Raw genomic sequence first — 11,719 nt, forward strand, 5'->3', positions numbered from 1 at the left:
GCATGCGCGCCGCGCGATACGAACGATCAAGGAGACGGACATGAAACGCTGGCTGATCACGGGCATTTCAAGCGGTATCGGCGCAGCCCTGGCCAAAGCTGTGCTGGCGCGGGGCGACCATGTGATCGGCGTCGCCCGCAATCGGGACGCGCTGACTGCCTTTGAGAGTTCGGGCGAGGGCCGGACCACTGCTATCATCGCCGACATGGGCGATGCCGCGCAGGTCGCGAGGCTTGCGGAGGAGGCGCTGGCGGCCGGCCCCGTTGACATATTGGTCAACAATGCCGGTCAAAGCCTGTTCGGTGCCGTCGAAGAAGTCGATCTGGAGGGGGCGCGCGGTCTGTTCGAGGTCAATTTCTTCGGACCATGGGCGCTGACCCAGGCGCTGCTACCGCATTTTCGGTCCCGTCGATCGGGCGTTATCATCCAGATATCTTCGGGCTGCGGTCTGATTGGTACGCCGGGCCTTGGCGCTTATTGCGCCAGCAAATTTGCGCTGGAGGGCTTGACCGAAACGCTGGCGCTGGAGGTTGCGGCTTTCGGCATCCGCGCCATGCTGGTAGAACCGGGCGCGATCGCCACCCGTTTCATCAGCCACGGCACCCACGAGGCGCAGGTCCGCCTGGCCGATTATGAAATTCTGTCCGGGCAAGGCAAAGCCGTGCTCGACGGCTATTATGCTCAGGCGGCGAGCCCGCCTGAAGAAGTAGCGGAGGCGATTTTGTCGGCGCTGGAAAGCGACGCGCTGCCTTTGCGCCTGCCCGTGGGCGAGGATATGCGCGGCGCTCTCGCGCAAAAAGCGGCGGCGCTGGCGGCACTGGCAGAGGGGTGATCCCGCGCCGACGACCGGCAGCCGCCGGCTTTTCAGTTCGCCAGAATGATCTTGCCGTTCAATCCGCCCGCCTCCACCAGCCGATGCGCTTCCACCGCCTGATCGAGCGGCAAAATACGGGCGATGGGTACAGCGATCCTGCCTGTCGCAACAGCGGCGGCCAGACGGGCGGCATCCGCCCCTTCGGGCTGCACGGCGAAAAATTCGGGCGCGACGGATAATTCATCGGCAGGGATCGGCGTCGTCGCGGCGGTCAGGATCCGGCCGCCAGCCTTCAGATGTCGGCAAAGCGCGCCGACCGCCGCTCCACCGACCGTGTCTATGACATGATCGAAGGGCGCGCCGGTCCAGTCCTCTTCCCCCAGCGCGATGACGTCGTCAGCGCCCAAAGCGCGGACTTGCTTCACATGGGCCGGACGGACGGCAGCGATCACGTCCGCGCCGCGCTCCTTCGCCGCGAACAGGGCAAAACGGCCGACAGAGCCCAGTGCTCCGGTCAGCAGAACTCTCTGTCCTGCTTGGAGGTTCAAACCCCTCTCGACCATCTGCAGGCCAGTAAGGCCAGCGGTTGGAATTGCAGCGGCAGTGGGCAGGTCGAGTGCATCCGGGACCAGGGCAAGATGGTCAGCGGCGACCGCCACCTGCTCGGCATAGCCGCCCTTCAGAAAGGGATCGAGCATGCCGAAGACGCGGTCGCCGGGTGCAAAGCCCTCTCCGCCCACGACTTCGCCCGCAATGTCGTAACCCAGAACATGAGGAAAGCCGACGGGCGCGAAATCCTTGAACATGCCGCTCCGCCATTTTCCATCCGCCGGATTGACGGCAGCCGCCGCGATGCGCACCAGCACCTGTCCCGGTTGGGGTTGCGGCACCGGCAGATCGGCGGGTTCCAGGACTTCCGGTCCGCCATGACGGTTGATGACGATTGCTTTCACCCTCTCATCTCCTCACTCGGTCAGGGTCGCGATCAGCCGCGCCTGCCTTTCTTCATTCAAGCCCGCCGCCTCGCGCAGATAATGAGCGACAGACCCATGATCCCGACTGATCCGGGCGTGACTTGCGACAAGATAGGCGGGCCGCACCCCGGCCAGCGCGATCAACGCGCTTTCCTGAACCTCCTTGCCCAGCGCCGCTTCCATGATCCGGCGCGTCGCCGCCAGGACAGCCGGATTGGGGCAGTCGCCGCTGCGCAGATAGTCCGCCATGATCGCATCGTCCGGCACGCCGAGCGCGTGCAGCAGCATCGCAACGACAAAGCCGGTGCGGTCCTTGCCCGCCGTGCAATGGACCAGCAGGGGCGTCTCCCCTTGGGCGAGGCGATCGAACAGCAGGGCGAGATGCGGAGCGCATGCGGCCGGCAATGCCTCATAGGTATCGATCATCAGGGCGACGGCGCCCGCTTCCCCCGGATTTTCGCGCATGGCGGCCAGCGGATCGGCATCGGCGCGGAAATCAGCGACGACATCCATCGGCAACACCGTCGCGCTGCTGCTGGGCCAATGGCCGGCCGCATGCGCCCTTTCGGCTTCGCTCCGCAGGTCGCACACGGTCCGGATCCCCAGCGTGGCTAGCCTTTCGGCCTCCTGCGGCGCAAGCGTCGGTATGGCTTCGGAACGATACAGCCGGCCATGACGAACCCGCCTGCCCTCTGCGGCTGGCTGTCCGCCGAGATCGCGGAAATTTGGGGCACATGTAAGGATCATAGAGGCGCTCCCTTGCCGTTGATCTTGTGGCGAAGCCAAGCTTCGTCGGGAAGCGCGCCGGGCGCAATCATCACGTCGGTGATTAGGGTCCGAGGAAGCGAGCGGCTAATCTTTCGGCACATTCAACGGGAGCAGGAATATGGAGAGACTGAAGGGCAAAGTCGCCGTCGTCACTGGTGCGGGCCGCAATATCGGCCGGGCCGAAGCGATGCTGCTGGCGGAGCAGGGCGCGAAGGTGGTGGTGAACGATCTGGGTGGCGGCCCTTACGGCACGGAGAAGGGCGACGCATCGCTCGCCGAGGCCGTGGCGCAGGAGATCCGCGACGCCGGCGGCGACGCGGTGGGCCAATGTTCCAGCGTCGCGACTCGCGAAGGCGGCGAGGCGGCGGTGCAGGCGGCGCTCGATGCCTTCGGCAGGATAGACATTCTCGTCAACAATGCCGGGATCGTCCGCCCGGCCCGGATCGATCGGATGACGGACCAGGACTGGAACCTCTGCATGGACGTCAGCCTGACGTCCAGCTTCTACACCTGCCGGGCCGCGGCGGCCCATATGATCGCGCAGCGGTCCGGCGTGATCGTCAATACCGGCTCGCCGTCGGGCTTCGGCCATTGGGGCATGGCCAATTATTCCGCAGCCAAGGAGGGGCTTCTGGGCTTTACCCGCACCATTGCGCGCGATCTGGGCGAATTCGGCATTCGCGCGAACCTGATCCGGCCGGTGTCGCACCTGACGGGCACACATACGCCCGAAATCGATCAGACCATTGCCGAATCAGCGCGCCTCGGCATTCCGCTGCTGTGGAACAAGCCGATGGCTCAGCCCCGCATGACCGCCCTGCCTGCCCATGTCGCGGCGCTGGTCGTGTGGCTGTGCACCGATGCCGCGGCGCATGTCAGCGGAAGGGACTTCTACATCCAGGGCGATGAAGTGGCGCTGATTCCCGAACCGGAAGCAATCCGCACCAGCATCCATCCCGGCGGTTGGACGCTGGATGCATTCGACGAACAGGCGAACCGCGACTATCTGTTCGGGTCGATCCAGAACCGGTTCGTGAAGTCGCAGGATCCGTCCTGACCTGCAGGAGTTCAGTCCGCAACCGGACTGAACTCCCATGTTCCAGAGCGGGTTCTTGACCAGCGATCGGTCCCGATCGCTTGGACATCGCTCTATAGCGGACCCACTGGCGGGGCGGCATGGTCGACCGCGGCCCAGCCGAAGCGCGGGGCGGTGGCGGCGTTGTTCTCCTCCGCCTGCCATTCGACGGGATTCACCATCCAGTAGAACAGGCCATAGACGATATGGGCGCGGATGGCGCGCCAGGCCTCCTCCTCCGACGGCGGATTGGGGACGCCGTAGCGGCCGAGCGCGGCAAGATAGCCCGCCACCAGATCCCTTTCCCATGCCCGTCGATCCAGGGGGTCCAGCGCGGAGATGTAGAAATAGGTCACATCATGCGCCCAGTGACCCCGACGGGTGGTCTGCCAATCGAGAAAGCCCGGTCGATGTTCGCGGGTGAGATACATATTGCCCAGATGCGCGTCGCCATGAATGACGCAATGCGGCCCCTGGTCGCCGAAGCGCCGCAGTTCCAACAGCGCGGCATGGACCTTCTCCCGATCGCGGCATATCGCCGGAATTCCCAGCGACCGGGGCAGCCCCATATAATGCGCCCATGTCTCCGGCTGGAGCTGGCCACGGCCGAAATCGCCCCACGCTTCGTCCGGCAATGGATCATGACGCATCAGCCAGCCCAGTTCGCCATCATCCTCCAGCGCCGGACTGTCCCACCAGTGGGCGTGCAATGCCGCCATGTCGTCGAGGAAAGACGCCGCCTGATCGCGGGTCAGCGGCTGCTGGACGCGGCAGATATGGGCACCTGCCGGCCTCAGATCCTCCATGACCACCATTCCCTGGTCAGCGTTCGCCGCGGCGTAGAGGATTTTGGGCAATCCAAGCGTCAAGCGCGGCGCCAACTCAGCGAAAAAGCGCGCCTCCGTCTGATAGCAGAATTTCACCAGTTCCCGATGCTCGGCAAGGCCCGCCTTGATGCACAGCGCAGGAGGAAGGCCATGCGCCTTGCCCGCGTCATTATAGGTGGCGGTCACCATCATCTTGGTGCCGGTGCCCCACAGAATTTCGTTGACGTCGAGCTGCTCCACCCGCGTCCCGGGATAGCCCAGCGCCAACGCATCGCTCAGCCATTGCGCGGTGACATCCTCCGCGACGAGCGGCAACCAGGGTTCGTTCATGCAGCCTCCTCCTTATATAGTTTCCCGACCATGTTCGCCCATCCAGCGCCCACGATCGGCCGGTGCATCAGGCGCCAGCGACAGGCGCGCCCGGCGGCAGACAATTTGCGCGAGGGTCTGTCTCACATCCCCTTCATGCCCTGAAGAACCATCCGGGTCATGGCGGCCGCGTCCATGTGCAGATTGCCCGAACCCACCAGCCGGCGATGCATCGGCGCCAGCACGGCAAGATCGTAAAGGACGCGCGCGGCCATGTCCGGATCACGCACGCCGCAATTGAGGAGCGGCTGGCGCAACAGCGCCTCTGCCTGCGCCAGGCTGTTCCGATGTGCAGCAAGGACGAGGGTCGACAGGTTCGCGGCTTCGGCCAGAAGAAGCCGGTACATGGTCAACGCATCCTCATCCGTCGCCATCGCATTGAGACTGCCGACCATGCTGGTCAATATCGCCTCATTGTTCCCGGCCGTACGACCGATCCTCTCGATCATGGCGAAGCGACCGGCAATGAACTGCTCAAGCACCGCCTGCAGCACGGCGCGCTTGTCCGGAAAGTTGGCATAAAGGGTCCGTTTCGACATGCGCGCCAAGGCAGCGATGGCGTCCATCGATGTGCGGGAAAATCCGTCCCGCCGGAAAAGATGCGCTGCGGCCTCCAGAATGCGGGAGCACGCGTCAGAGGTCGAACTGTCCCGCTTCTGCGGCGCGGCGGACGGCGCGATCGCATCTTCTTTGGTGCCTGCCGCCAAAGGATCGCTTGCCATCACCTCCATGCGCTTCTTTCCCTGCCTGTCGCCGGTTCAGGCTCAGGTAGAGAGGATTGATCCCATTCCGGCAATGGCTTTCCCGCGGGGCTGGCAATGCATCACAAGCCCGTAGGCCGGCCAATCAGTGCTGCGGGCGAACAAACATGGCGGTGCCATGGTCGGATGCCACATAGACGGGATCACCGATCTTCATCAGCTGGGGAATTTCCTCCAGCGTCAACGGCATGCCGGTCAGCCTGCCACGGGCGATCCGGCAGAAGCTGTCCTCATCGATGCGGAAGACGCGCTGTTCGCCCGTTTGCGTTTCAACGGTGATGGCGCAGGAATCGAGCGCAGCTATCGTGCCCACAGTGGGAATATTGCCCGATTTCGGCATGCCGCGAATGTCCATCGACAGGCGGAAAAAGCGATCCGACCGATTGGCCAGCCCGCTATGCGGCGTTTCCAGACTGAAAACCAGTAGATCGCCGGGCTGGTAAAGGGCGCGGCGCCAGGCATCGGTCGGGATCACATCATCGCCTATGCCCTGCGGGGGCCGGGGAAAATCGTTCATCCGCGGCCGATGCAGACCCTCCGCCACTGCCAGACCGCCGGTTTCCTCATCGATGGGGGCGAGCGGCATCCAGCAGATCTTCAGCGGCAACCCCTTGTTATTGGGTCCGTCGCAATGGACGAAATTGAAGCGCGAGCCGGGACGGCCTGTGCCGGGAGGCAAAGCGTGATATTCGGTGTTAGGCACCCAGAAGACCTCTTCACCGAACAATTCCTCAAAAAAGGCGCGGATCGCGGGTTCAGCGACGAACTGATCCCGTGGATAGCGCGCGAGCAGCGGATCGGTCGCCGGCGTCCCGTCATTACGGATCGGGAAATTGTCGAGCGGCGCGCCATTATACACGGCTGCATCGTCGCGATCGGGGTCGACCACGCCCAGATCGCGCAGGACGTCGAGATAGACCGCGCGCAACCGGCCGACGGCACCCTTGTCCAGCACATCGCGAAAGAACCAGTAGCCATCCCTTTCCCAAGCGGCATCAAGTGCGGCACGATCCCCCAGCAGATGATTGGCGGTTTTCAGCTCACGCATGGGCTGCGTATCCGGAGAGCTGGAAGTAATCATGTCGGCCATGTCGGTCTTCCTATCAAAGTCGGTGGGCGGGGCTGCCCGCATCCGTTCCGCTGATCGGGAACGATGCATGGCAGCCGCCTCCCGTGTCAGAAATGGTAGCGCAGGGTCACCCCATAAGTTCTGGGCAGACCGGGCGTGTGACTGGTGTAACCCAGGCTGTCGAGGTTGATAAGCAGGAACTCGTACTTCGTCTTTGTCAGATTGTTGACATAAAGCGCGAGATCGAAGCCTGACCCCATCACCCGGTTCCAGCTTGCGTCGAGATTCACCAGATTATAGCCATCGGCATCCGTATAGCCGGGTACGTAGGTGTCGTTACCGATATAATCATCAGTATGATAATAGCTGATGCCGACGGACGCGTCCCCCTGGGAACTGTCCAGCGGCGCGATCAGCCGCGCCCCCAGCGTATAGACATTGCGAGGAGCACGGGCGAAGGGATCGTTGCTGTGATCGCTGCCGTCAGGATAGATGAATTCGGTGAACTTCGCATTGGTATAGGCATAGTTGGCCGACAGCTCCAGCATCGAAACCGGACGGAACAATATGTCCGCCTCGACACCCCAGATGCGCGCCTTGCCCGCATTGGTGGTGACCGTGGTGGGCGGCAGGACCGTCGGGTCGGACAGCAGCCGCTGGATATCGTTATATTTGGCGTAATAGGCGGCCAGATTGGTACGCAGGAACATGTCGCCCATGCGCCAGTCGGCCTTCACGCCCAATTCGACATCATCCACGGTTTCCGGCCGGAAAGTCCGGCGCAGGCCGGCCTCGGTCGAGGCGCGTGCGCCAAAGCCGCCAGTGCGGTAGCCATGCCGATGCGCGAGATAGATCAGCTTATCCTGCGCGACCTTATATTCCAGACTGAGATTATAGGTCACTTCGGAGAAGCTGTCGCTCACGTTCAGTTCGCACTGGGAAAGCGGCACTGCGGTTTCCGGCGTCGCCGGATTATTGTCCAGGTCACGGGTGAAACGGCATGCCGTCGCCGTGCGGTTGCGGATCGTCGCTTCCCGCTTGTCGCGATTGTAGCGCAGGCCGGCCGTCAGGCTGAGGCTGTCGGTGAAGCGATAGGTGCCTTGCGCGAACGCCGCGTAACTGCGGTTGCGGGCGGCCACATCGGTATTGCTGAAGGCGGCCCTGGGGTAGCCAAAGATATCCTGCGGCTCGACCAGTCCCGGATCGACGCTGCCTACGGTCGAAAGGCCCTGGTTGCGGCCCTTTTCCCAGAAATAATAAAGGCCCGTGATCCAGTTGAAATTTCCGGTTTCGCCCAGCAGCTGCAGTTCTTCCGAAAACTGGGAGGTTCGGTCTATACGCTGCTGCGGGTGCAGCGAATTCATCGTGCCGTCCATGTCGTCGAAGATATTGTCATTGACATGGCGATAACCGACAATGTTCTTGACCGTCAGCATGTCGTTGAGCGGAATGGTCGTGGTGTTCGCGATGTCGTGCGTTTCCACCTTGGTGAAGGTGTTTGATCCATTGGCGATCCGATAGGGTCCCCGCGCCTGCTGCTCAGCCAGCAACTGCTCGAGCGGACGATAGCCGCGCGCCGCGCGGACAGCAGCGCCATTCAGCGACCCGGTGGGCCGGACCTTGGCAATGAAGCTCGCCGTGCCGCCGTCATCTTCATGGAAATAATTATAGACGGTCAGCGATTCAACGCCGCTGTCATTCTTCATCAACACGGATGCCCGCGCGCCCTCCTGAGCGGTGTCGTTGACGTTGCGTCCCAATATCTCGTCATAGACGAAGCCATCGTCCCGCTGGCGCTGCCCGGCGACGCGCACCAATATATTGGGCGACAATGGCACGTTCAGCATGCCTTCCACGATGAAGCTGTCCAGATTGCCGTAAGTGACGCCCACGCGGCCTTCGAAATTGTCGGTCGGGCGGTTCGGCCGGATAATGATCGCGCCGCCGGTCGTGTTGCGGCCGAACAGCGTGCCCTGCGGCCCCCGCAGCACTTCCACCGATCCGATGTCGAAGAGGGCGCCATTGACCCCCTGCGTACGGGCGAGCACGATATCGCCCATATAGGTGGAAACCGACTGGTCCGCGAGCAAAGTGAGTTCCTGCTGGCTGAGGCCGCGGATCGCGAAACTGGGCAGCGACCGGCTGCCTCCCTGGCCAGGGACGGACACCAGACTGGGAACTACGCGGCTCAGGCCGGCGACATTTGTGATATTGGCGCGTTCAAGCGCGGCGCCGGACACCGCGCTGACCGAAAGCGGCACATCCTGCAACCTTTCCTCACGCCGCCGCGCGGTCACGACGATATCGTCGCTCGAAAAAGCGGACTGCGCATGTTGCGGTTCCTGTTCGGGTACGGCCTGAGCCGATGCAAATGATGGCACCGTCGCAAGCAGACAGGCGCAAGACGACATCCAGAAACTCGAAATTTTCATGACAACCTCCCCTGTAGTATCGATGTTCACTTTCGTCGTGAAACCGGCCCGGCATAGGCAGCTCCCGATCGCTGCCTCATCACAGCAGACCCCGCTCTTCCGATGTCGGCACATCCTCTGGCAATATATTCGCCTCTCGCATGGCAGTGATCACCGCCGTCTGGGCAGAGGCAATGCATGGAAACCCCACATAGGGCGTCAATTGCACCAGCAGCCCTTCCAGCTCCTCCACCGTCAGGCCGTTGGCCAGACCGATCTTCACATGATTTTTCAGTTCCAGCGCCTGGCGCGAGGCAATCAGCGCGGAGATGACGGCGATGCTCTTTTCCTTGCGGGTAATGCCTTCATGCCGCCATGCGTCGTGAAACGCCCAGGCCGCAGCCATGCGCGTTATATCCGATCCGAAACGGTTCGACGTCGCTGCTTCGTTGAAGGCGCCGCCAAAGCGATCTCCCATGACGGCCGTTATGAAATCCACGCCCGATTTCTGCTTTTCATCCAGCTGGTTCATTGATGCTGTCCTTCAGTCTCATGGTTCGCCGTCGCCAGTTCTGCTTCGGCCAGAAAATGGGCGGAGATGGGTCCGATCTGGGTCACGCCGCCGTCCACGGGCAGCAGAATCCCGGTGATGAAGCGCGCATCCTCGCTGGCAAGGAAAGCGACGGCCCGGGCGACGTCCCAGGCGTCCCCCTCGATGCCGAGCGGCGCTATGGCTCGACGGAGCGCGCGCAGCCCATGGGGCAACACATGCATCGCGTGCGGGGTCATGATGTGGCCTGGCGCGACCGTGTTGGCGCGAATGCCGTCGCGGCCGTGCATGACCGCGATCTCCGCGGACAGTTGCGCCATGGCCGCCTTCGATGGACCATAGGCTATCGAACCATGGGCGCGCATCCCGGCGATCGAGGAAATGTTGATGATCGATCCCCCACCCGCAATCTTCATGGCGGGCACGGCATGACGGGTCATCAGCATCGCGCTTTTGAGATTTACGTCGATGACGCGCGTCCAGGCGCTCTCATCCGGAGCATCCAGCGCGACGGGATCGGAAATGCCGACATTGTTGACCAATATATCCAGCCGTCCCGTTTCGGCGACGGTCTGTTCCACGAAACGACGGCAATCAGCATTGACGGCGACGTCACCTGCAAGTGTGAACGCCTTGCCGCCGGCCGCAACGATGCGGCGACGCGTTTCCTCGACACTGTCCCTGTCGCGGTCGATCAGCGCCACATGCGCGCCCTCCGCCGCGAGGAGCATGGCGATGGCGCGCCCGGTCCCGACCCCGTCGCCCTGTGTACCCGCGCCCGTGACCATGGCCGAACGCCCCCTCAAGCGAGCGTAGAATTCGGTGGGCTCCGGCATGGATCAGGCCCCTTCCCGACCCGACCGCGCGCTGGATGGAAGATATACGAATATCGTCTCAGGCGCGCCAGTTGCGCGCCCGGTCATTTGCCAGATCATGCCAAACTCTCCCGACAGCCACCTGTGCAGCCGCTTTTGTATACATGCATCATGCGATGCTCCACGCTGTGGCGTCAGGGGTGATTTTGACATCATGGGGGGGTTAAATTATCATCCCTCATGGCCCGCGATGTTGCAGTGATCGGATTTGACGGCGCATGCCTCGCCAGCATCGGTCTTTTCCTTGATCTGTTCGGGCAAATGCGACTTCGTGTCGCCGATCAGTTTCGAACACGTGATGATATCGGCATGCACACGCGCGCTAAATTGCTGGGACCAAGTCCAATGCCTATCCAGGTATTGGGAGGGGGGCTGCTGCAAGTGGAAGATGGGCTGGACGCATTACCCCATCTCTACATCCATGTGCCTGACTTCTATTGTTCGGAAGAAACAACGCCGGATCATCTCGCCAAGCTCCAGCCGGTCATGGACTGGCTTCGCAGCCAATATGCAGGTGGCGCGTATCTCTCTGCGACGGGGCGGGGCATAGAGTTGCTGGTCGAGGCAGGGTTGGTTGGAAGCGGCCCTGTTCCGGTGACGAGAGGCGCCGCCGCCGAATTTCGTCGGCGCTATCCGCATGTGCGCGTCAACACGACCGAACCGATTGCAGAAGTCGATCGCATCGTGATGGCACGCGGCATGGCGCATGAAATGAGTCTGCTCACGCGTCAGATCGGCCGGCTGCTGTCACCAAACATGGCTGGCACGCTGGCGGATGCGATGGGCATGGAGTCAGATCGGCCCGGTCTGTCGGACGATCCACTGGTGGCTGCGGCGCAATTATGGCTTTCCGAACGAGCGTCCCGCGGGCTGCATATCGGTGCGCTTGCCGCGCATCTGGCGGTCAGCCCGCAGACCCTGATCCGTCGGTTCCGCTCCGGACTCGGCATGACGCCGAGCAACTATTTGCGGCTAGTCCGCATGCGCAGCGCGCAATCGCAGCTACGCGACACCAATCGACCCGTGTCGCAGATCGCAACACTGATCGGATATAATGATCTCAAATCCTTCCAACAGGCATTCCGCCAACATGCTGGCATGAGCGCAAGTCATTATCGTGCGCTCGTCCGCAACCGCACAGACATGGCTTCCTCACCCTATGACACAGCCGATGGATCCCGACCGACTGCGTTGGACATCGTGTCGATCGACTGAGGATATCGGCG

Annotated in this window: 11 protein-coding genes; 3 read left to right on the plus strand and 8 right to left on the minus strand. The window is 62.6% G+C overall.

Features of this window, described 5'->3' with window-relative positions:
- Positions 1 to 40 precede the first annotated feature (40 nt).
- Positions 41 to 832: an SDR family oxidoreductase gene (locus tag MRBLMC3_RS11345; protein WP_363828763.1), complete on the plus strand. Its 792-nt coding sequence runs from the start codon at positions 41 to 43 to the stop codon at positions 830 to 832.
- Between the two features lie 32 nt (positions 833 to 864).
- On the opposite strand, the gene MRBLMC3_RS11350 is transcribed toward MRBLMC3_RS11345, so the two are convergent.
- On the minus strand, positions 865 to 1,767 hold the full coding sequence (locus MRBLMC3_RS11350; protein ID WP_363828765.1) for an NADP-dependent oxidoreductase: 903 nt from the start codon (positions 1,765 to 1,767) through the stop codon (positions 865 to 867).
- A 12-nt stretch (positions 1,768 to 1,779) separates the two neighbouring features.
- Positions 1,780 to 2,535: a tyrosine-protein phosphatase gene (locus tag MRBLMC3_RS11355; protein ID WP_363828767.1), complete on the minus strand. Its 756-nt coding sequence runs from the start codon at positions 2,533 to 2,535 to the stop codon at positions 1,780 to 1,782.
- Between the two features lie 139 nt (positions 2,536 to 2,674).
- Between MRBLMC3_RS11355 and MRBLMC3_RS11360 the strand changes: the two genes are divergently transcribed.
- Positions 2,675 to 3,613, plus strand: coding sequence for an SDR family NAD(P)-dependent oxidoreductase (locus MRBLMC3_RS11360; RefSeq protein ID WP_363828770.1), 939 nt, complete (start codon positions 2,675 to 2,677; stop codon positions 3,611 to 3,613).
- Positions 3,614 to 3,705: 92 nt separating this feature from the next.
- Here MRBLMC3_RS11360 and MRBLMC3_RS11365 read toward each other — a convergent pair whose 3' ends face one another.
- The 6 genes from MRBLMC3_RS11365 to MRBLMC3_RS11390 form a co-directional block, all read right to left on the minus strand.
- On the minus strand, positions 3,706 to 4,788 hold the full coding sequence (locus MRBLMC3_RS11365; protein WP_363828772.1) for a phosphotransferase family protein: 1,083 nt from the start codon (positions 4,786 to 4,788) through the stop codon (positions 3,706 to 3,708).
- Positions 4,789 to 4,910: 122 nt separating this feature from the next.
- The gene (locus MRBLMC3_RS11370; RefSeq protein ID WP_363828774.1) at positions 4,911 to 5,558 is read right to left on the minus strand and encodes a TetR/AcrR family transcriptional regulator; all 648 of its coding nucleotides are present in this window, start codon (positions 5,556 to 5,558) and stop codon (positions 4,911 to 4,913) included.
- A gap of 115 nt (positions 5,559 to 5,673) precedes the next feature.
- Positions 5,674 to 6,678 carry a phytanoyl-CoA dioxygenase family protein gene (locus MRBLMC3_RS11375; protein WP_363736144.1) on the minus strand — a complete coding sequence of 335 codons (1,005 nt, stop codon included), beginning with the start codon at positions 6,676 to 6,678 and terminating at the stop codon, positions 5,674 to 5,676.
- 86 nt (positions 6,679 to 6,764) lie between these two features.
- Positions 6,765 to 9,089, minus strand: coding sequence for a TonB-dependent receptor (locus tag MRBLMC3_RS11380; RefSeq protein ID WP_363828776.1), 2,325 nt, complete (start codon positions 9,087 to 9,089; stop codon positions 6,765 to 6,767).
- Between the two features lie 79 nt (positions 9,090 to 9,168).
- Positions 9,169 to 9,600 carry a carboxymuconolactone decarboxylase family protein gene (locus tag MRBLMC3_RS11385; protein WP_133651262.1) on the minus strand — a complete coding sequence of 144 codons (432 nt, stop codon included), beginning with the start codon at positions 9,598 to 9,600 and terminating at the stop codon, positions 9,169 to 9,171.
- A complete protein-coding gene (locus MRBLMC3_RS11390; protein ID WP_363828779.1) occupies positions 9,597 to 10,454 on the minus strand; it encodes an SDR family NAD(P)-dependent oxidoreductase in 858 nt (285 codons plus the stop codon). The genes MRBLMC3_RS11385 and MRBLMC3_RS11390 overlap by 4 nt, the downstream gene beginning before the upstream one ends.
- 219 nt (positions 10,455 to 10,673) lie before the next feature.
- On the opposite strand from MRBLMC3_RS11390, the gene MRBLMC3_RS11395 reads away from it, so the two are divergent.
- Positions 10,674 to 11,708: a GlxA family transcriptional regulator gene (locus MRBLMC3_RS11395; protein WP_363828781.1), complete on the plus strand. Its 1,035-nt coding sequence runs from the start codon at positions 10,674 to 10,676 to the stop codon at positions 11,706 to 11,708.
- The last annotated feature ends 11 nt before the right edge of the window (positions 11,709 to 11,719 follow it).

Origin of the sequence: Sphingobium sp. LMC3-1-1.1 (assembly GCF_040676285.1) — a bacterium.
Lineage (GTDB): Bacteria > Pseudomonadota > Alphaproteobacteria > Sphingomonadales > Sphingomonadaceae > Sphingobium.